This window comes from Kitasatospora phosalacinea (assembly GCF_030268885.1).
Lineage (GTDB): Bacteria > Actinomycetota > Actinomycetes > Streptomycetales > Streptomycetaceae > Kitasatospora > Kitasatospora phosalacinea_C.
Genome location: NZ_BSSA01000020.1, coordinates 117,926 through 136,397 on the forward strand (window position 1 = coordinate 117,926; position 18,472 = coordinate 136,397).

Annotated in this window: 27 protein-coding genes; 15 read left to right on the forward strand and 12 right to left on the reverse strand. The window is 75.1% G+C overall.

Annotation, left to right across the window (positions count from 1 at the left end):
- Positions 1 to 45 precede the first annotated feature (45 nt).
- The 5 genes from QSK52_RS25855 to QSK52_RS25875 form a co-directional block, all read right to left on the reverse strand.
- Positions 46 to 1,236 carry an ATP-binding SpoIIE family protein phosphatase gene (locus QSK52_RS25855; protein WP_285738552.1) on the reverse strand — a complete coding sequence of 397 codons (1,191 nt, stop codon included), beginning with the start codon at positions 1,234 to 1,236 and terminating at the stop codon, positions 46 to 48.
- On the reverse strand, positions 1,233 to 1,652 hold the full coding sequence (locus tag QSK52_RS25860; protein WP_285738553.1) for an anti-sigma regulatory factor: 420 nt from the start codon (positions 1,650 to 1,652) through the stop codon (positions 1,233 to 1,235). The genes QSK52_RS25855 and QSK52_RS25860 overlap by 4 nt, the downstream gene beginning before the upstream one ends.
- Positions 1,649 to 2,026, reverse strand: a complete 378-nt coding sequence (locus QSK52_RS25865; RefSeq protein WP_033216718.1) for an STAS domain-containing protein — start codon at positions 2,024 to 2,026, stop codon at positions 1,649 to 1,651. Before QSK52_RS25865 ends, QSK52_RS25860 begins: the two co-directional genes overlap by 4 nt.
- A complete protein-coding gene (locus tag QSK52_RS25870; RefSeq protein WP_285738554.1) occupies positions 2,023 to 2,862 on the reverse strand; it encodes an STAS domain-containing protein in 840 nt (279 codons plus the stop codon). The genes QSK52_RS25865 and QSK52_RS25870 overlap by 4 nt, the downstream gene beginning before the upstream one ends.
- 184 nt (positions 2,863 to 3,046) lie before the next feature.
- Positions 3,047 to 3,529 carry a Dps family protein gene (locus QSK52_RS25875; RefSeq protein ID WP_285738555.1) on the reverse strand — a complete coding sequence of 161 codons (483 nt, stop codon included), beginning with the start codon at positions 3,527 to 3,529 and terminating at the stop codon, positions 3,047 to 3,049.
- A 239-nt stretch (positions 3,530 to 3,768) separates the two neighbouring features.
- Between QSK52_RS25875 and QSK52_RS25880 the strand changes: the two genes are divergently transcribed.
- From QSK52_RS25880 to QSK52_RS25915, 8 genes are all read left to right on the forward strand, one after another.
- Positions 3,769 to 4,173, forward strand: coding sequence for an SsgA family sporulation/cell division regulator (locus QSK52_RS25880; RefSeq protein ID WP_285738556.1), 405 nt, complete (start codon positions 3,769 to 3,771; stop codon positions 4,171 to 4,173).
- 192 nt (positions 4,174 to 4,365) lie between these two features.
- Entirely contained in the window at positions 4,366 to 5,979 is a 1,614-nt protein-coding gene (locus tag QSK52_RS25885) for a PP2C family protein-serine/threonine phosphatase (RefSeq protein WP_285738557.1), read from the forward strand.
- A complete protein-coding gene (locus QSK52_RS25890) occupies positions 5,976 to 7,193 on the forward strand; it encodes a cobalamin B12-binding domain-containing protein (RefSeq protein ID WP_285738558.1) in 1,218 nt (405 codons plus the stop codon). Before QSK52_RS25885 ends, QSK52_RS25890 begins: the two co-directional genes overlap by 4 nt.
- Positions 7,190 to 7,507, forward strand: a complete 318-nt coding sequence (locus tag QSK52_RS25895) for an STAS domain-containing protein (protein WP_285738559.1) — start codon at positions 7,190 to 7,192, stop codon at positions 7,505 to 7,507. Before QSK52_RS25890 ends, QSK52_RS25895 begins: the two co-directional genes overlap by 4 nt.
- Positions 7,508 to 7,661: 154 nt before the next feature.
- Positions 7,662 to 8,906, forward strand: coding sequence for a cytochrome P450 (locus QSK52_RS25900; RefSeq protein WP_285738560.1), 1,245 nt, complete (start codon positions 7,662 to 7,664; stop codon positions 8,904 to 8,906).
- On the forward strand, positions 8,903 to 10,039 hold the full coding sequence (locus QSK52_RS25905; protein ID WP_435053361.1) for a YihY/virulence factor BrkB family protein: 1,137 nt from the start codon (positions 8,903 to 8,905) through the stop codon (positions 10,037 to 10,039). The genes QSK52_RS25900 and QSK52_RS25905 overlap by 4 nt, the downstream gene beginning before the upstream one ends.
- Complete coding sequence (locus QSK52_RS25910) at positions 10,039 to 11,034, forward strand: TIGR03557 family F420-dependent LLM class oxidoreductase (protein WP_285738562.1); 996 nt, start codon at positions 10,039 to 10,041, stop codon at positions 11,032 to 11,034. The genes QSK52_RS25905 and QSK52_RS25910 overlap by 1 nt, the downstream gene beginning before the upstream one ends.
- Positions 11,035 to 11,122: 88 nt before the next feature.
- Positions 11,123 to 11,428, forward strand: a complete 306-nt coding sequence (locus QSK52_RS25915) for a WhiB family transcriptional regulator (RefSeq protein ID WP_285738563.1) — start codon at positions 11,123 to 11,125, stop codon at positions 11,426 to 11,428.
- On the opposite strand, the gene QSK52_RS25920 is transcribed toward QSK52_RS25915, so the two are convergent.
- Together QSK52_RS25920 and QSK52_RS25925 are read right to left on the reverse strand one after the other, a co-directional pair.
- The gene (locus QSK52_RS25920) at positions 11,409 to 11,873 is read right to left on the reverse strand and encodes an STAS domain-containing protein (RefSeq protein WP_285738564.1); all 465 of its coding nucleotides are present in this window, start codon (positions 11,871 to 11,873) and stop codon (positions 11,409 to 11,411) included. The genes QSK52_RS25915 and QSK52_RS25920 overlap by 20 nt on opposite strands.
- Positions 11,870 to 12,130 (reverse strand): hypothetical protein, encoded by a 261-nt coding sequence (locus QSK52_RS25925; RefSeq protein WP_285738565.1) that lies wholly within the window; start codon positions 12,128 to 12,130, stop codon positions 11,870 to 11,872. The genes QSK52_RS25920 and QSK52_RS25925 overlap by 4 nt, the downstream gene beginning before the upstream one ends.
- A 134-nt stretch (positions 12,131 to 12,264) precedes the next feature.
- On the opposite strand from QSK52_RS25925, the gene QSK52_RS25930 reads away from it, so the two are divergent.
- Positions 12,265 to 12,573: a helix-turn-helix transcriptional regulator gene (locus QSK52_RS25930; protein ID WP_285738566.1), complete on the forward strand. Its 309-nt coding sequence runs from the start codon at positions 12,265 to 12,267 to the stop codon at positions 12,571 to 12,573.
- A 52-nt stretch (positions 12,574 to 12,625) separates the two neighbouring features.
- Here QSK52_RS25930 and QSK52_RS25935 read toward each other — a convergent pair whose 3' ends face one another.
- Positions 12,626 to 12,805, reverse strand: coding sequence for a hypothetical protein (locus tag QSK52_RS25935; RefSeq protein WP_285738567.1), 180 nt, complete (start codon positions 12,803 to 12,805; stop codon positions 12,626 to 12,628).
- Between the two features lie 93 nt (positions 12,806 to 12,898).
- Positions 12,899 to 13,174 carry a DUF4235 domain-containing protein gene (locus QSK52_RS25940; RefSeq protein WP_285738568.1) on the reverse strand — a complete coding sequence of 92 codons (276 nt, stop codon included), beginning with the start codon at positions 13,172 to 13,174 and terminating at the stop codon, positions 12,899 to 12,901.
- Between the two features lie 142 nt (positions 13,175 to 13,316).
- Between QSK52_RS25940 and QSK52_RS25945 the strand changes: the two genes are divergently transcribed.
- Positions 13,317 to 13,790, forward strand: a complete 474-nt coding sequence (locus QSK52_RS25945; RefSeq protein WP_285738569.1) for a hemerythrin domain-containing protein — start codon at positions 13,317 to 13,319, stop codon at positions 13,788 to 13,790.
- Between the two features lie 72 nt (positions 13,791 to 13,862).
- Here the strand turns inward: QSK52_RS25945 and QSK52_RS25950 are convergent, their stop codons facing one another.
- On the reverse strand, positions 13,863 to 14,417 hold the full coding sequence (locus QSK52_RS25950; RefSeq protein WP_285738570.1) for a DUF6328 family protein: 555 nt from the start codon (positions 14,415 to 14,417) through the stop codon (positions 13,863 to 13,865).
- Between the two features lie 257 nt (positions 14,418 to 14,674).
- On the opposite strand from QSK52_RS25950, the gene QSK52_RS25955 reads away from it, so the two are divergent.
- The gene (locus QSK52_RS25955; RefSeq protein WP_285738571.1) at positions 14,675 to 15,418 is read left to right on the forward strand and encodes a hypothetical protein; all 744 of its coding nucleotides are present in this window, start codon (positions 14,675 to 14,677) and stop codon (positions 15,416 to 15,418) included.
- A 498-nt stretch (positions 15,419 to 15,916) separates the two neighbouring features.
- On the opposite strand, the gene QSK52_RS25960 is transcribed toward QSK52_RS25955, so the two are convergent.
- Both QSK52_RS25960 and rpmG read right to left on the reverse strand, forming a co-directional pair.
- A complete protein-coding gene (locus tag QSK52_RS25960; protein WP_285738572.1) occupies positions 15,917 to 16,168 on the reverse strand; it encodes a type B 50S ribosomal protein L31 in 252 nt (83 codons plus the stop codon).
- A gap of 46 nt (positions 16,169 to 16,214) precedes the next feature.
- Positions 16,215 to 16,379, reverse strand: coding sequence for a 50S ribosomal protein L33 (gene rpmG / locus QSK52_RS25965; protein ID WP_285738573.1), 165 nt, complete (start codon positions 16,377 to 16,379; stop codon positions 16,215 to 16,217).
- Between the two features lie 115 nt (positions 16,380 to 16,494).
- Between rpmG and rpmB the strand changes: the two genes are divergently transcribed.
- Genes rpmB through rpsR form a run of 4 tightly spaced genes read left to right on the forward strand, consistent with a single transcriptional unit; the run spans position 16,495 to position 18,467 of the window.
- On the forward strand, positions 16,495 to 16,731 hold the full coding sequence (rpmB, locus tag QSK52_RS25970; protein ID WP_285738574.1) for a 50S ribosomal protein L28: 237 nt from the start codon (positions 16,495 to 16,497) through the stop codon (positions 16,729 to 16,731).
- On the forward strand, positions 16,731 to 17,036 hold the full coding sequence (rpsN, locus tag QSK52_RS25975) for a 30S ribosomal protein S14 (protein ID WP_285738575.1): 306 nt from the start codon (positions 16,731 to 16,733) through the stop codon (positions 17,034 to 17,036). Before rpmB ends, rpsN begins: the two co-directional genes overlap by 1 nt.
- A gap of 5 nt (positions 17,037 to 17,041) precedes the next feature.
- Positions 17,042 to 18,205, forward strand: coding sequence for a CobW family GTP-binding protein (locus QSK52_RS25980; protein WP_285738576.1), 1,164 nt, complete (start codon positions 17,042 to 17,044; stop codon positions 18,203 to 18,205).
- Positions 18,206 to 18,224: 19 nt separating this feature from the next.
- A complete protein-coding gene (rpsR, locus tag QSK52_RS25985) occupies positions 18,225 to 18,467 on the forward strand; it encodes a 30S ribosomal protein S18 (RefSeq protein ID WP_285738577.1) in 243 nt (80 codons plus the stop codon).
- The last annotated feature ends 5 nt before the right edge of the window (positions 18,468 to 18,472 follow it).

Consider the following 18,472-nt stretch of genomic DNA (forward strand, 5'->3'; position numbering starts at 1 on the left):
CCACGGGGTCGTCGGTGCGGTCGTTCACGGGGTCGTGCGGTCCGTTCACCAGGCACCCTTCGCGACCACCACGCCGGCGTCGTCCCGGCGCACGCCCGCCTCGCGCAGCAGCAGCGCGGCCGCGGTGACGGGCAGGTGGGAGAAGAGGCCGGGCACGTCGGTGGCCCGCCAGCGGTCGGTCAGGCCGTCCGAGTGCAGCACCACCGCGCTGCCGGGCGGCAGGTCCTGCCGGACGGGGTGCGGGGTGGGCAGCTGGTGGCCGACGATGCCGGGGGAGGAGGGCAGCGACCGGCGGGCCCCGGTGGCGGTGTCCACCACGAAGGCGCTGACGTTGCCGACCCCGCAGAAGGTCAGCCGGGCGGCGGCGGGCTCGACCAGGGCGACCGCGACCGCCCCGCCGCGCCCGCTGCGCAGCGCCCGGTGCAGGTCGGCCAGGACGTCCTCGGGCCGCTGCGCGGGACTGCGGTGGAAGGCGGCGACGGCGTCCGAGGCGGCCCGGGCGGCGAGCGGGCCGTGGCCCAGCCCGTCGCAGAACATCAGCAGGAAGGAGCCGGCGTCCGTCCGGTCCGGCCCGGGGGAGGCGGCCGCCCGGGGCGCCCGGTTGGTCAGCACCGACCAGTCCAGCGCCGCCCCCGCCGCGCCCGCGACCCGCGGCAGGACCGGGGCGGGCCCCGGCAGCGGCCCGACCGGGCGCACCGCCCAGGCGTCGCCGCACAGCTCCTGCCCGCTCATCGGCCGGGTCAGCCCGGCCGCGGCCGGTTCGCCCGCCGCGGCGGCCGCCCGGCCGGCCGGGGTGCGGTTCCAGAACCGGGCGGTCAGCACGGTGCCCCGGCCGGGCAGCGAGTGCACGTCGAAGGCGTCGGCGAGGCGGGCGACCGCGCCGAGGCCGATGCCCAGGGTGGGGCCGGAGGAGTAGCCGTCGGCCAGCGCGGCGGGGACGTCCGCCATCCCCGGCCCGCTGTCGACGGTGAGGAACTCCAGCGCCGCCTCGGTGTCGGTGCGCACCACGCGCAGCACCATCGCCCCGTCGACGGCGTGCCGCCGCAGGTTGGTGGCGGCCTCGCTGACGGCGAGCGCCACCTCGCCGGCCCGCTCGGGCAGCAGGCCGATCCGGTGGGCGAGCTGCCGGGCCGCGCCGCGGGCGGCGGCGGGCAGCGAGTCGGAGTGCCGGAACCACACGGTGTCCTCGCACTCGGTCGGGGCGGAGGTCACCGGGGCCGCCCGGTCGGGGGTCACCGGGCCCACTTGGTCACCGACACCGTCGTCCCGGAGCCGGGCTCGCTGTGCAGCTCGAACTCGTCCACCAGCCGCCGGGCCCCGCTCAGGCCCAGGCCCAGGCCGCCGCCGGAGGTCCACCCGTCGGTCAGCGCGAGGTCCAGGTCGGGGATGCCGGGGCCGCTGTCCTCGAACACCGCCTGCACGCCCACCCGGGTGCCGTTGCGGACGGCGGCGCAGCGCATCACGCCGCCGCCGCCGTACACCAGCGTGTTGCGGGCCAGTTCGCTGGCCGCGGTGACCAGCTTGGTCTGGTCGACCAGCGACAGCCCGCGCTGCTGGGCGTACGTCCGGACGGTCTGCCGGGCCCGCACCACGTCGTCGTTGGAGCCGATCGGCACGCTCTGCTCGTCCTCCACCACCCGTGGCCCGGTCATGGCCGGCCCGTACGCGCGGTACGGTCCCGCTCCAGCAGAGCCAGGCCCTTCTCCAGGGTGAGCGCGGTGCGCACCCCGCCCAGCGAGAGGCCCAGCTCGACCAGGGTGATCGCCACCGCCGGGCGCATGCCGACGACCACGGTCTCGGCGTCCAGCATGCGCGAGATCGCGGCGGTGTTGGCGAGCATCCGGCCCACGAAGGAGTCGACGATCTCCAGCGCCGTGATGTCGATGACCACGCCGGTCGCGCCGGTGGCGACGATCCGTTCGGCCAGGTCGTCCTGCAGGTCCAGGACGATCTGGTCCTCCAGGTCGACCTGGATGGAGACCAGCAGGACCTGGCCGAGCTTCAGGACGGGAACGCGGTCGCTCACCGGGTGCCGCCCGAGGGCAGCGCGGTGCCGCTCTGCTGCAGGACGTGGCGCAGCGCGTCCTGCAGGGTCGCCTTGGTGACGATGTCGCCGAACTGCACGCCGAGCGCGACCAGGGTCTGCGCGATCTGCGGCCGGATGCCGGAGATGGTGCACTCCGCGCCCATCAGCCGGGCGGCGACCACGGTCTTCAGCAGGTGCTGGGCGACCTCGGTGTCCACGGCGGGCACGCCGGTGATGTCGATGATGGCGTGCTCGGACTCCGAGTCCACCAGGCTCTGCAGCAGCTTCTCCATCACCACCTGGGTGCGCGCCGAGTCCAGGGTGCCGACCAGCGGCACCGCGACCACGCCCTCCCAGAGCTTGACCACCGGCGTCGACAGTTCGAGCAACTGCTCGGCCTGGGCGCTGATGATCTCCTCGCGGGTGCGGGCGTACGCCTCGATGGTGAACAGGCCCAGCGCGTCGAACAGCCGGGCCAGCTGCAGGTAGGCCGTGATGTCCTCGGCGGTGCTGCCCTCGGTGGGCTCCAGCACGTCCTTGCCCGCGAAGACGCTGACGGCCGTCTCGGTCGGCGTGAAACCGTGCCGGGCCCTGGTCCGGGAGAGCTCCACCAGCAGGGCGCGCACCTCCGAGTACGCCTCGTCCTGCCAGTCCAGGCCGCCCTTGCCCAACGCCTGGAGCAGGGCCTGGTACAGCTCCGACAGCTCGCGCTCCAGCTCGGCCCGGCTGATCCGGCTGCCGAGGGACGCCGCCACGGCCGTCACCCACTGCTCCTGCACCGCATCGTCCCGGGTGAGCAGCTCCACGAGCCGTTCCGACGCACGCTCCACCGCCATCAGGCGCTCTCCTCAACTGAGAACAAGACCCCCAGGGACGGGGGCCGGGCCGTCACGCGACGGCGCGCGGCGACCCGGACCAGGTCGGTCGGGTCGCCGCGCGCCGTCTGCCCCGATCGGCACGGGGTATGCAGCGGCGGCCGAAGAATTTTTCGGCGCCGTGCCGCGGCAGGAAAGCCGCAGCTCAGCGTCGGTCCACGTGCTCGGCCCGGAACATCCAGGCGTGCTTCTCGAGCGCCGCGGTCACCGTGATCAGCAGGTCCTGGGTCACGGGGTCGGCTTCGCCGGTCTTCGCGATCCGTTCACGCATCCGGCCGACCACCGCCCCGAGCGCCCCCACCAACTGCTCGACGACCGCGGTGTCGGCCTGCCAGCCCGAGGGTACTCCGGGCAGGCCGCCCGCGGCGACGGTCGCGGCCCGTCCGTCCGGGCTGACGCCGATGGCGGCCGCCCGCTCCGCCACCTGGTCGGCGAAGTCGCGGGCCGTGGCCACCACCTCGTCCAACTGCAGGTGGACGGAGCGGAAGCGGGGGCCGTACAGGTTCCAGTGCGCCTGCTTGCCGATCAGCGACAGGTCCACGAGATCGACCAGGGCGCCCTGCAGCGCCTCCCCGGCCGTGTCGCGGTCGGTTGCGTCCAGCGGGCTGCCGGTGGCGATGTCCATCATCGGTCCTCTCCACGTCGGGGGCGGTCGGCGAACGCCGACCGTCCTTCGGCTGCCCGCCGCGGTCGGACGGAAACCCCCTGGCGCCCCCGGATAACGGTTCGGCATCCCCCGCGTGGACCGCCCGGAACCGGGTAACCGCGCCGACGCAGCCCCGGCCGTTCGGGCCCGCACCCGGGCCGGGCCGCCCCCCACAGGCACGCCACCGGCACACCAGTACGCATCAGGAATGGGGACCCCACATGCCCGTCGCCGTGTCCAGGCCGATCTCCGTCACCCTCCCGGAGAGCCCCTACCCCCACACCCCGGTCGCGGGACAGCTGCGCTTCGACCCCGCCCTGCCCTACGGCGTCGGGCTGGCCTTCCCGCCCCGCCGCCCCGGCGACCAGGACATCGTCTGGTGGTTCGGCCGCGACCTGCTCGCCGAGGGCCGCCGCACCCCCAGCGGCGAGGGCGACGTCCGGGTCGCCCCGGGCGCGGACGGCAAGGTCCTGGTCACCCTCGGCAGCCGGAGCGACCGCGCGGTGATCAGCGCCCCCGCCGAGACCGTCGACGCGTTCCTCGCCGACACCTTCGCCCAGGTGCCCCCCGGCACCGAGTCCGCCCACCTCGACCTCGACCCCGGCCTCGCCCGGCTGCTGGCCTGACCCGCGGGCCCTCCCGCATCCGGCCCGGTCAGGGCCCCACCGGGTAGCGGTACCATGGCGGTTCGGGTGCGGCCCGTCGGACCCGCCCGCGGGAACCGGTAGTTCGCGCCAAACCCGCCGACCGCGGGGCCCCGGGCCCCGCCGGGCGGCGGAAACCGAATTGCGAGGTGAGGACCCGTCAGGGCCCGAACAATGGCATCTTCTTCCCCCGCGGCGACCACCGACCGGGAGTTCCTCAACGCTGCCCCCTACCCGGTGGTGGTGCTCGGTCCCGACGGCGCACTGCTGCACTCCAGCCCCAGCGCCCGCCGCCTGCTGGCCGCCTCGGCCGCGGACGGCGTGCCGCCCTGGCTGCTCCGGGCCCACCTGGACCTCGCGGCGGACGGCGCCCGCCCGGGCCCCGTCCGGCACGCCCACCCCGTCGCGGGCCCGGTCGAGGCGCACCCCACGCCCCGGCCCGACGGCAGCACGGTGTGGTGGTTGGTCACCCCGGAGGGCTGCGCGGGCCTGCTGCCGCGGACCGCCGGGGACGGTGCCTGCGACTGGGAACTGCTGACCCGGCTGTCCGGCCTGCTGCTCTCCTCGCTGAACGTCGACCGGATCCTGGAGACGGTCGCCCGCCAGGCCGCGCTGCACCTGGCCGACGCCGCCGTGGTGGTCGCCCCCGGCGGACGGACCCTGCGCCTGGTCACCTGCCTGCGCGACGGCGACCCGGCGCACGTCCAGGTGCGGGCCGACCCCGCGGAGGTGCCCGGCCTGGCCGAGGCGCTGCAGGGCTTCCCGCCGGTGCCCTCGCGCTGGATCGACCCGGACGCCGCCCCGCAGTGGCTGCGGCCCGCCGGCTTCGGCCGGGTCGGCTCGGTCCTGGTCACCCCGCTGCCCGGGCACGGCGTCCCCGCCGGGGCGCTGGTGCTGCTGCGCGCGGCGGGCGGCGGCCCGTTCGCCACCGAGGAGGAGGTCTTCGCCCGGCTGTTCGCCACCCGGGCCGGGGCCGCCGTCTCCGCGGCCGTGATGTACTCCGAGCAGGCCGCCGTCACCGACCTGCTGATGCGCGAACTCCTCCCGCCCCGGCTCGAACACCTCGACGGGGTGGACTACGCGGGCGGCTACCGGGCCTCCGTCGACCGCGACCGGATCGGCGGCGACTTCTACGACGTCCACCCCGCCGACCAGCCCGGCGGCGAGACGCTCGCCCTGCTCGGCGACGTCAGCGGCAAGGGCCTGGAGGCCGCCGTGATGACCGGCAAGGTCCGCAACACGCTGCACGCGCTGCTGCCGCTCGCCGACGACCACGGGCGGGTGCTGAACCTGCTCAACCGGGCCCTGCTCACCTCCCGGCACACCCGCTTCGTCAGCCTGGTCCTGGCCTCCGTGCGCCGCGAGGACGACCGGGTCCGGGTCCGGTTGTCGGCCGCCGGGCACCCCGCGCCGATGGTGCTCAGGGCCGACGGCCGGGTCACCGACTCCACCACCCTCGGCAGCATCGTCGGCGTCCTGCCGGAGGCCACCACCTGCACCGACACCGTCCTGCTCGACCCCGGCGAGGCGTGCGTCCTCTACAGCGACGGCATCACCGAGGCCAAGGGCGGCCCCACCGGCCGCGAACAGTTCGGCGAGCACCGGCTCCGGCAGGCCCTCGCCCAGTGCGCGGGCCTGCCCGCGGAGGCGATCGTGGAGCGCATCCAGATGCTCACCGCGCAGTGGCTGCGCGACGGCCGGCACGACGACATGGCGGTCATGGTCATCGCCGCACCCCCGCACGGCCACCTGCCCGTGGTCACCGGACGGCGAGGAGACACGGCATGAGCACCGACACCCCGCCCCTCACCCCTGCCGCGCCGCCCCGGGGCGCAGCCCGGGAGGGAACCGCCCCCGCCCCGGCTCCGGCCCCCGTCCCCGCTCCGGCCCCGCAGGTGCCCGCACCGGCGGTGACCGCGTCCGCGGTTCCTGCCCGGACTCCGGCGGTGTCCGTCCCCGTGGTGTCCGTGCCCGTTCTCGTCGAGCAGGTCTGGGAGGCCGTCATCGGCGGTGACCAGGCCCGGGCCGCGGCCCTGGCGACGGGGGCGTTGGAGGCGGGGCTGGAGCCGGAGGCGCTGCTGCTCGACGTGATCGGCGGGCTGCAGGCGCGGATCGGCCGGGAGTGGGCGGCCGACCGGATCACCGTGATCCAGGAGCACGCCGCCACCGCCGTCAACGAGCGGGTGGTGGCGCTGGTCGCGGGCCATCCCGCGTTCGCCGCCGTCGCGGCCCGCCAGCCGGACCGCGGCCGGGTCGCGGTGGCCTGCGTCGACGGCGAGTGGCACGCCTTCCCGGCCCGGCTGCTGACCGAGGTGCTGGTGCTGCGCGGCTGGCGGGTGGACCACCTCGGCGCCCAGTGCCCCACCCCCCACCTGATCGCCCACCTGCACCGGACCGCCCCGGACGCGCTGGCCCTGTCCGCCTCGCTGTCGACCCGGCTGCCCGCCGCGCACGCGGCCGTCACCGCCGCCCAGGCCGCGGGCGTGCCGGTGATCGCCGGGGGCGCCGCGTTCGGTCCGGACGGCCGGTACGCCCGGCTGCTCGGGGCCGACGCCTGGGCACCCGACGCCCGCACCGCGGCCGAACGCCTCGCCCGGGGGCTGCCGCTGCCCAGCACCCCGCACCAGCCCGTCGACGACCTGCCGCACCTCGCCGACCAGGAGTACACCCTGGTCAGCCGGAGCTCCCGCGAACTGGTGGGCGCCGTGATGGCGGCCCTGGAGCGGGAGCGCCCGGCCGTCCGCTCCTACACCCCGCTCCAGCGGGCGCACACCCTCGACGACCTGGGCCACATCGTCGAGCACCTGGCCGTCACCCTCTACACCGGCGACCCGGAGCTGTTCACCGCGTTCACCGACTGGACCAGGGAGGTCCTGCGGGCCCGCGGCGTCCCGGACGCCCTGCTGGCCTTCGCGCTGACCGTGCTGCGCGAGCAGTTGCGCGACCTGCCGCGCAGCGTCGCCGTCCTGACGGCCGCCCTGTCGACGGGGGACGCCGCGTGAGCGCCCGCCCCGCACCCGGGCCCCGTACGGTCACCGTCCCGGTGGAGGGCGAACTCGACCACGAGAGCTGCGAGGAGCTCGTCCGGACGGTGACCGTCCACCTGGCCGCCCGCCCGCCGGTCGAGGTGCTGCGGCTGGACTGCGCGGGCATGTCGCTGTGCGACTCGATGGGCCTGTCCGCGCTGCTCCAGATCCGCCGGGACGTCGACGCCGCCGGGGGCCGCCTGCGGCTCGACCACCGCCCCGCCCACCTGGACCGCCTGCTGCACCTCACCGGCACCGCCGACTACCTGCTCGCCGACCGCCCGGCCTGAGCCGCGTCCGACCTGAGCCGCGTCCGACCCGGGGCCCGCCCGCCCTGAGCCGCCCGCGCCGGACCGCCCGCGTCGGGCCCGGCCCCCCGCTGCCGTCCGGGTGAGGAGCCGGGCGGGGCCGTTTCCGATTCCCGGACCGGGGCAGCCGACGGCCATGGACCGACGACACCACCCCCGCTGGGACAGCACCCTCCCGCTGCTGGCGCGCGGCTACGCGTGGCTGCCCGACCTGCGCCGCCGCCACCCGGGGCCGGTCGTCCGGACCAGGCTGGCGGGTCGCCCCGCGGTCGCCCTGCACGGGCCGGAGGCCGTCCGCTTCTTCTACGACGAGCGGCACGTCACCCGCGCGGGCGCGCTGCCCGAGCCGGTGAGGAGCACGCTCTTCGGGCACGGCGCCGTGCACTCCCTGGACGGCCCGGTGCACCGGCTGCGCAAGGCGATGTTCCTGTCGCTGCTGGCCGACCCGGCCCGGGTCCGCGCCCTGGTCGACGAGGTCGGCGCGGCGTGGGACGCCGCGGTGGACGACTGGGCGGGGCGGCCCCGGGTGGTGCTGCTGGACGCGGCGGCCGAGGTCCTCACCGAGGGCGTCTGCCGCTGGGCGGGCCTGCCGCTGCCCGCGGACGGCGCCGGCCCGCTCGCCGCGGACCTGGTCGCGATGGTCGACGGCTTCGCCACCCCCGGACCGCGGCACTGGCGCGGGCGGCTGGCCCGGCGCCGCCGGGAGGCGTGGATCGCCGGGATCGTCGAGGGGGTGCGGGGCGGCAGCGCCCCGCTCCCGGCCGACTGCCCGGTCGAACGGGTGGCCCGGCACCGGGACGCGGACGGCGAGCTGCTGGAGCCCCGGGTCGCGGCCGTCGAGGTGCTCAACCTGGTCCGCCCCACCGTCGCGGTCTGCTGGTTCGTCGCGTTCGCCGCCCACGCCACCCACCGCTGGCCGGAGACCCGCAAGGCGCTGGCCACCGGCGACCCGGACTACGCGCGGGCGTTCGCCCAGGAGGTGCGCCGCTTCTACCCGTTCGCCCCGTTCGTCGGCGGCCGGGCCGCCGCCGACCTGACCCACCGGGGCGAGCCGATCGCCGCGGGCACCACGGTGCTGCTCGACCTGTACGGGCAGAACCACGACCCGCAGCTGTGGCCCGACCCGTACGCCTTCCGTCCCGAGCGCTTCCTCGAACGCCCGGAGGACGTCGGGCAGCTGGTCCCGCAGGGCGGCGGCGACCCGGGCAGCGGCCACCGCTGCCCCGGCGAGGCGGTGGTGGTCGGACTGCTGGAGGACCTGTCGGTGCGCCTGGCCCGGCTGGAGTACGTGCTGCCCGCGCAGGACCTGGCCATCCCGCTCGGCCGGATGATCGCCCGGCCGCGCAGCGGCTTCGTGATCGAGGCGGTCCGGGCCGGATGAACGCACGCGAACGACAGCACGAACGACAGCACGAACGGCAGCACGAACGGCAGGACGGCCGGGAGGGGACGAGGGTGTCGCAGCACGAGCACGAGCACGAGCAGGGGCAGGGGCAGGAGCAGGGGCAGGGCGGGCAGCGCCGCGGAGCCGGGAGCACCGTCGCCCCGGACGGTCCGCAGGACGTGCCGGCCCGCGGCTGGTGGGCGGTGCTCCGGCGCACCGCGAAGGAGTTCCTGGACGACGAGCTGCCGGACCGGGCCGCCGCGCTGACCTACTACGGGGTGCTGGCGGTCTTCCCGGCGCTGCTGGTGCTGGTCTCCGTGCTCGGGCTGCTCGGGCGCTCGGCGACCGACACGGTGCTCGACAACCTGCAGCAGCTCGCCCCCGGTCCGGCCCGGGACGTGCTGCGCTCCACCGTCGAGCAACTGCAGGGCGGGCGCGGCGCCAGCGGGGTGCTGGCCGTGGTCGGCCTGCTGGGCGCGCTGTGGTCCGCCTCGGGCTACGTCGCCGCGTTCATCCGGGCCTCCAACGCGGTCTACGACATCCGCGAGGGCCGCCCGGTGTGGAAGCTCACCCCGCTGCGGGTCGGCCTGACCCTCCTGATGATGGTGCTGCTGCTGGCCAGCGCCGTGATCGTGGTCTTCACCGGCCCGGTGGCCCAGCGCGCCGGGGACGTCCTCGGGCTGGGCGCCACCGCCGTGACGGTCTGGTCGATCGCCAAGTGGCCGGTCCTGGTGCTGCTGGTCTGCGTCATGATCGCGGTGCTGTACTGGGCGGCCCCCAACGTGCGCGGCCGCGGCTGGCGCTGGGTCTCGCCGGGCAGCCTGCTGGCCGTCCTGCTCTGGCTGCTGCTCTCCGGCGGGTTCGCCGCGTACGTCGCCAACTTCGCCTCCTACAACCGCACCTACGGCACCCTCGCCGGGGTGATCGTCTTCCTGGTGTGGCTGTGGCTGTCCAACCTGGCGATCCTGCTGGGCCTGGAGTTCGACGCCGAACTCGCCCGCGAGCGGGCCGTCGAGGGCGGACTGCCGCCGGACGAGGAGCCGTACGTGCCGCCGCGCGACACCCGCAAGTGGCCCGAGGGGGAGACGGTGCCGCCGGAGCTGGAGACGAACCGAGACGAGGAGCAGTGATGACCGAGTACGGGTACTTCCTGTCCTGCGAGGAGTTCACCCCGCAGGAGCTGATCCGCCAGGCCGAACGGGCCCGGGAGGCCGGGTTCACCCGGCTGGCGATCTCCGACCACTTCCACCCGTGGAACGAGGCGCAGGGCAACAGCGCCTTCGTCTGGTCGGTGATCGGCGCACTCTCGCAGACCGTCGACCTGCCCGTCACCACCCTGGTGACCTGCCCCACCGTCCGCCTGCACCCGGCGGTCACCGCCCAGGCCGCGGCCACCTCCAGCGTCCTGCTGGACGGCCGCTTCACCCTCGGCGTCGGCACCGGCGAGGCGCTCAACGAGCACGTCCTCGGCGACCGGTGGCCCTCCTTCGAGGAGCGCGCCGAGATGCTGGAGGAGGCCGTCGAGGTGATGCGCGAGCTGTTCACCGGCCGCCAGGTCAGCCACCGCGGCCCGAACTACACCGTCGACAACGCCCGCCTCTACACCGCGCCCCGCGGCCACCTGCCGATCCTGGTCTCCGGCTTCGGCCCCAAGGCCGCCGCCACGGCCGCCCGGATCGGCGACGGCTTCGTCACCATGCAGCCCGACGCCGACCTGGTCGGAGCCTTCCGCGACGCGGGCGGCACCGGCAAGGTGGTCGGCGGGCTGAAGGTCTGCTGGAGCGCCGACCGGGACGCGGCGATCGACGAGGTGCACCGCCGCTGGCCCACCGAACTGCTCCCCGGCGAGCTCGCCCAGCTGCTCCCCACCCCGGCCCACTTCGAGCAGGCCAGCAGCCTCGTCACCCGCGAGATGGTCGCCGACGCGGTGGTCTGCGGCGACGACGTGGAGGCGCACCTCGCAGCGGTCCGCGCCTACCCGCGGGCCGGTTTCGACGAGGTGTACGTCGGACAGATCGGCCCGGACCAGGACGCCTTCTTCGAGGCCTACCGGACGCGGGTGCTGCCCGCCCTGAAGGACGCCGGGGACGGCCCCGAGCACGCCCCCGCCGACCCGGGCCGCTGATCCGGAACGGAGCGCAGCGGGGTGCATGACCTGCGGCGGAGCGGTTAGACGGCGGTTGTTCGATTCCCTCCGTTCGGAAGGCACCGCCGTGACCATGGTCTCCCGTCTCCCCGGCGCTCAGACGCACCACTGGGACTGGCAGCTCGAAGGCTCCTGCCGCACCGTCGGCAGCGAGGTCTTCTTCCGACCCGCGAACGAGGGCCGCGCCGAGGCCAGGCAGCGCGAGGAGGCCGCCAAGCGGGTCTGCGCCGGCTGCCCCGTCCGCCTGGAGTGCCGACGGCACGCCCTCGCCACCCGCGAGCCCTACGGCGTCTGGGGCGGCCTGACCGAGGACGAGCGGCGCGCCCTGCTGGTGCGCCGCTCCTCCGAGGAGGTCATGCCCAGGGCCGCGTGAGGGCACTGCCGTGCGAAGGGCCGACCGGCTTCCGGTCGGCCCTCGGCGTTCCCGGAGGTCTCCGGGGCGGGTGCCGCCGGGTCCGGGCCGGGGTGCTGTCCTCGACCGGCAGGTACGGAGCGGACCGGCTGGCCTCCAGGAACCGGCGCACGCAGTGCGAGGGCGAGTCCAGGGCCAGCGCCACCCCGAGGGCGCGGGCCTCGTACCTGGTGCGCAGCAGGGTGTCCAGGGCGGACGAGGTGAACAGGTCCACCGCCCGCAGGTCCACGGACAGCCTGGCCGGACGCTCCCGCAGGCCGTCCCGCAGGGCCAGCGCGAACGCCTGCTGGTTGTCCTGGTGCAGGGCGCCGATCAGCGCGCACCGGACGGTGCCGCCGGTGCGGCGGGTCTCGATCCGCAGGTCGGGGGTGCGCACCACGACCGCCCGCCCGCGGCGCCCGGTCACCGGGCGGCGCCGACCGGGGCGGTCCGGGGCGGGGGCAGGGCGGGGGAGTCGACCGCCGCGCGCAGGGTCTCCCACAGCGCCAGGGCGTTGCCGCGCAGGTGGCCGGTGACCGGGGCGCCCTCCTCGACGGCCGTCAGGTAGGCGCTCACCCCGGTGACCGCGTACCGCAGCTGCGGCGGCAGGGCCTCGACGGCGCCGCAGCCGGCGGTCAGGGCTTCGGTGAGCTGCTCCAGCCGGGCCCGGGTCGGGACCTCCACGACATCGCCTCCAGGTGCCGGTGCGGAAGAGCCGACGCGTCCCACTCTCCCCGCACACACGACGTGCGTCAATGAATGCACGAAAATTATGTCATGCATTACGTGTCGTGAAATGCACTACCTATCCTGGGGAGGTGGAGAGAACCGCCGAATCCAGCCGCCAGTGGACCTTCCTGACCAACCACGCCAGGGTCCTGATCCAGATCTACCGCGACCCGGGCATCCGGGTCCGCGACATAGCCACCCGCTGCCTGCTCACCGAACGGGCCGTGCAGCGCATCATCTCCGACCTGGAGGAGGCCGGGTACCTCTCCCACGAGCGCCGCGGCCGCACCAACCACTACCACGTCATCGACGGCCAACTGCGCCATCCCGCCGACGCCGGACCCACCATCGCCGAGCTCCTCTCGGCCCTCCTCACCCCGCCGCCGGACACGCCCTGACCCCCGCCGCGCGGACCGGGGCGACGGGGGCCAGGGCTGTACGGGGCGGGCGTCAGGGGGCCTGGGTGTCCGCCGCCGGGGGCTCGGGCTCCTCGTCGCCCCCGGTCCGGGCCTTGGCCCGCACGTCGGCCGGGGTCGGCGCGGTGATCTCGCGCTCCTCGGCCGACCGCTCGCGCACGCTCTCCCCGGGCGCCTCCTCGGCGGCCCGGTCCTTGCCGTCCTGCGTGGTCATGGCTGCTCCTCTCCTGCACTCCGTCGGGACACCGGGCGGCTACCCCCGACCCGGCGGGCCACACCGGGCCGACCGGGTGAACCCGGCCTACGCTCAGCCCTTCCCGGTGGGCCACACGCCCGTCACCCGCCGCCAGGCGACCGCGCCCGACCGGTCCAGGGCCGCCTTCACCAGGGCGAACACCGCGCCCTGGAGCGCGGCGGCCAGCAGCACCTCCCGCCAGCCGCGCTCCTCGTCGGTCGCGTCCGGCGCGTCGTCCTCGTGCGCGACCCGCTGCCACAGCCGTTTGAACACCGCCCCGGCCAGCACCCCGCCCAGCGCCCCCACCACCATGCCGACCGGCTTGTACACCACCGCCGCCGCCTTCATCGGACCTCCTCCGCCGTGGCGCCGCAGCGCCGGAACGCCCCCGCGGCTGCCCGACCGTCCCCGCCGCGAAACGGCCGCGGTTGCCCCGGTCCGTTCCGGGTAGCCGAGGGCCGTCCCACCCCATCCCGGACCAGGAGGCCCGATGGACGCGATCGTGCTGCTGAAGGAAGACCACAAGACGGTCGAGAAGCTCTTCAAGGAGTTCGAGAAGGCCGGTGACCGGGCCTTCGCGACCAAGCGCCGGATCGCCGACCGGGTGATCGAGGAGCTGACCGTCCACGCGGTCATCGAGGAGGAGGTCTTCTACCCGGCCGCGCGCGAAGCCGCCCCGGAGACCGCCGACCACGTCCTGGAGAGCGTCGAGGAGCACCACGTCGTGGTGTGGATGCTGGCCGAGCTGGCCGGTCTCGACCCGCAGGACGAGCGGTTCGACGCCAAGATGACGGTGCTGATGGAGAACGTCCGCCACCACGTCGAGGAGGAGGAGCGGGACTGGTTCCCCGAGGTCCGCAAGGCCATGGGGCGCAACCGCCTCCTCGAACTCGGCGAGCGCCTGGAGGCGGCCAAGGAGACCGCCACCCGCGACCCGCTGAAGGTGCCCAGCGCCGCGAAGTGACCGCCCGCCCGGCCCCCGCAGTCGCCCGGCCCCCGCAGCCCCGCCCGGCTGCGGGGGCCGCGGCCGTCCACCTCACCGCCCGCCGGAGCGGCGCTCCCCGGGACGGTCCCCCTCCCGGCGGCGCTCCTCCTGGCGGCGCTCCTCGTGGCGCAGCAGCAGGAACGGCAGCACCAGCCAGGTGGCCGCGAAGTAGGCGACGGCGCAGGCCGACACCGTCGCGGCGAGCACGGCGTTGCCGGTCGCGGTGCGCAGCAGCAGCAACAGGGCGCAGCCGATGGTGAGGGCGAGCAGCGTCAGGCCCAGCCCGATCAGGCGGGAGCCGGTGCGCACCAGCACCGGCTTCAGGTCGTGCCCGGCCAGCAGCCGGTGGAAGGAGACCGGCGCGATCAGCGAGGCGGTCGCGCAGGCGCCCAGGACGACGGTGACGGTGTACAGGCCCTTGTCGAAGCCGCCGAGCGAGGCGAACCGCGGGGTGAAGGCCACGCTCAGCAGGAAGCCGAACAGGATCTGCGCCCCGGTCTGGGCGACCCGCACCTCCTGCAGCATCTCGTCCCACTGCCGGTCCGCCCGCTCCTGCGGGCTCTCGTCACGGCCGGGGCCGCCTCCGGACTGCGCAGAGTCGTCCACGGGGGTCCTTTCGCTCGTACCGGATCGTGCCGCCCCCGGTGCCGATTCTCCGTCCGCCCGGGGGCAGCGGGCGGGAGCGTCCGCCGCCCGTGTCGCCCTTCCCCCGGCTGCCCGGCCCGGCGGCGCCCATGCCGGTGGGTGCCCGGAGCGGCGGCGCTCATGCCGGTGGGTGCCCGGAGCGGCGGGCGTCCGGGGGAGTGGGGACGGGACGAACGGGCAGGCGCTGTGCCACCCGCTCCGACCCGGAGGACCCGTCCATGGACCGTGCGAAGCAACGGCGCGTCAACCAGCACCGGGCGAGGGCGCTGCAGCGCTTCCCGCGCCACGAGCGGCGCGGCGAGGCCCGGCTGCCGGCGGTGCTCGCCACCCTGACGGCCGTACTGCTCTACCTGGTGCTGCCGGAGCAACTGCTGTTCGTCCCGCGCTTCGTCCTGCCCGGCCTGGAACTCCTGCTGCTGATCCCGCTGATCGCGGTCAACCCGCGCCGGATGACCCGGCAGAACCGCTTCTCCCGGATCGTGTCGCTGACCCTGGTTGCCCTCATCGGCCTCAGCAATCTCGTCTCGCTCGGCCTGCTGGTCAACGCCATGGTCACCAGCAAGGCCCAGGAGGGCGGCCCGCTGCTGCTCGCCGCCCTCCAGGTGTGGGCCACCGGCATCATCGTCTTCGGCCTGGCCTTCTGGGAGCTCGACCGCGGCGGCCCGGTGATGCGCACCCAGGCCGAGCGCGCCGAACTGCCGCTCGCCGACTTCCGGTTCTCCCAGGACGAGAACGACGACGCCATCGAGGAGGTCGCCGACGGCTCCTCCCGCACCAGCGACTGGGTACCCACCCTGATGGACTATCTTTACGTTTCGGTGACCAACTCCACGGCCTTCAGCCCCACCGACACCATGCCGCTCTCCACCCGGGCCAAGGCCCTGATGGCCGTCGAGAGCATCGCCGCCCTCATCACCTCCCTGCTCGTCATCGCCCACGCCGTCGGCGTCCTCGACAAGTAGCCCGGCGTCCCGGCCCGGAGCGCCGCCGGAAGGAGGCCACGGCCTGCCGCAGCCCGGGCGGACGTTCGCCCGCCCCGCCGGGCTCGGCGGCGACGCTCCCACGACCGACCGGGACGGTCAGGCAGCGCCGGCCTGGGCGGGACAGTCGGCACCGTTCGCCGGCCCGGACGAACGGATCCGGCAGCTGGAGGCCCAGGGCGCCCGCCACCGGCTGACCGTCCCGGACACCGCCACGATCACCCGGAAACCGGTCCCCTCCCCTTGGTGCAGCGGCGCGGCGGGCAGCTGCGGACCTGGGAAGCGTGCGCCGGGACCACTTGGCGAGCGACTGCGCGTACGGCTTGAGCATCCCGGCGACCTGCGCGCCGGGCAGCACGCTCGGGCAGTCGCGGTAGTGCTTGATCTTGCCGTCGGCCATCCGGATCACGCCGACCGGGGAGAGGAACGAGAACGGCTCCCGCAGCAGCAGCGCCCGGCGCGCTCGCGTGCGCTGTCCGATCAGCCCTGGGCGGAGCCGTAGCGACGCTGGAAGAGCTCGACCCGGCCGGCGGTGTCGAGGACCCGGGTGCGGCCGGTGCAGAAGGGGTGGCCGGCCGAGGAGACCTCGACGTCGATCACGGGGTAGGTGCGGCCGTCCTCCCATTCGACGGTGGCGGTGCTGGTCCTGGTCGAGCGGGTGAGGAAGGCGAGGCCGCCGGTCTTGTCGCGGAAGACGACGGGGCGGTACTCGGGGTGGATGCCGGACTTCACTGTTCCTCCTGGCGGTTCCGGGTGGGGCTGGGTGTCGGGGCGGGGGTCAGCGCTCTTCGCGGAAGTCGACGTGCCGCCTGACGACCGGGTCGTACTTGCGCAGCACCAGGCGGTCGGGGTCGTTGCGGCGGTTCTTGCGGGTGACGTAGGTGCAGCCCGTTCCGGCAGTGGAGCGGAGCTTGATGATCGGGCGCAGTTCGTTGCGTGCCACGGGGGTCCTTCGGTTCGGCCGGCCGTCCGGCATCCGGGGTAGGGCACGACTGTAGCAAAATGAAATCCATTTTCATGTAGAGTGCTCCCATCAACCTGCCCGGAACGGAGCACCGATGTCCGCCCACTGCCAACTGACCGGCCGCAGGCCGGGATTCGGCAACGCGATCTCCCACTCGCACCGCCGCACCCCGTGCCGCTTCGACCCGAACGTCCAGCGCAAGCGTTACTGGCTGCCCAGCGAGGGCCGCCACGTCCGCCTCGTGCTCAGCGCCAAGGGGATCAAGACCGTCGATACCATCGGGATCGAGGCGGCCGTCGCCCGGATCCGTGCCCGGGGGGAGAAGGTCTGATGGCCAAGCAGAGCAAGATCGCCAAGAACGAGCGGCGCCGCACCCTCGTCGCCCGCTACGCCGAGCGCCGGGCCGAGCTGAAGCGGACCATCGCGCACCCCGCCAGCACGCCGGAGCAACGCGCCGCCGCGCAAGCCGAGTTGGCCCGGCGGCCGCGGGACGCCAGCGCCACCCGGGTGCGCAACCGGGACGCCGTGGACGGCCGCCCGCGCGGCTACCGGCGCGCCTTCGGCCTGTCCCGGATCAACCTGCGCGCCATGGCCCACGCCGGACAGCTGCCGGGCGTGCGCAAGTCGAGCTGGTGAGCGCGGTGCCCGCACACCTCAGGCTCCCCGTCGTGGTGGTGGCCGGCCTGCACCGGGCCGAACGCCGCCGCGCCGTCAAGGAGTTGCTCGACGGCGCGGTCGGCGGCGTGGTCCTCCACCACGACCTGCGCGACGCCGAGCGCGGCACCGTCCATCGCGAACTGCGCGACAGCGAAGGCGTGTTCGACACCAGCGAACTGCCCCTGCCCAACGACTGCCCCTGCTGCGCCGTGCGCGAGGACCTGCTGCCCGAGTTGGCGGGCCTCGTCGAAGCCGGTCAACACGGCCTGGCGATCGTCGAGTTGTGGGCCGGCAGTGACCCGCACCCGGTGGTCGAGGTGATCGCCGAGGGCGAGGTGGACGGCCGCCCGATGGCCGAGCTGATCGAGCTCGCCGGAGTGGTCACCGCGCTCGACCCCGACCGGCTGATCGGCGAACTCTCCGTCCCCGACGGCCTCGCCGAGCACGCCGAGCACACCTCCGCGGAGGACCTCCGCACCCGGGCCGAGGCGCTCGCCCACCAGATCGAGTACGCCACCACCCTCGCCGTCGCCCGCGGCGGCGACGCCGGGATCGCGATGCTGCGCCAACTGCACCCCACCGCCCGCCGGGTGGTGCTCGGGACGGGCGAACTGCTGCGGGCCGCCCTCGGCGGCTTCGACGTGCCCGCCGCCCGCGACCGGGTCAACCCGGCCCTGGCGCTGCTGCCGCAACAGGCCGACGAGGCGGGCGTGGCCACCCTGGTCTGGGAGCGCCGCCGCCCACTGCACCCCGGGCGGCTGCACGACGCGCTGGAGCTGCTCGTCCCGGCCGCGCAGCGCAGCCGCGGCCGGTTCTGGCTGGCCAACCGCCCCGAGCTGATGCTGGCCTGGGACGCGGCCGGGGCCAACCTGGCGGTCGAGGAGTGCGGGCCGTGGCTGGCGGTGCTGCCCGACGAGCAGTGGGAGCACTACCCGCCCCAGCGCCGGGCCGCGGCCGCCCTCGACTGGCACCCGCAGCACGGCGACCGCATCCAGCAACTGGCCTTCACCGCCGAGGGCCTGGATGCCGACGGGATCACCGAACTGCTCGACTCCTGCCTGCTCACCGACGCCGAACTGCTGACGGGCGAACAGGGCTGGAAGGCGCTCCCCGACGCCTTCGAGGACCTGCTCGAACCCGTCTCCTGAACGGAAGGAAGAACCCGAGATGGCCAAGCGCCCCGGCCCCGGACGGCCGGCCAGACCGCGCCCCAACCCGCTGATCGAGGCGGGCATCGAGTACATCGACTACAAGGACACCGACCTGCTGCGGAAGTTCATCTCCGACCGCGGGAAGATCCGCAGCCGCCGAGTGACCCGGCTGACCGCCCAGCAGCAGCGGGCGATGGCCGCCGCGATCAAGAACGCCCGCGAGATGGCGCTGCTGCCCTACGCCACCACCGTCCGATAGGAGCC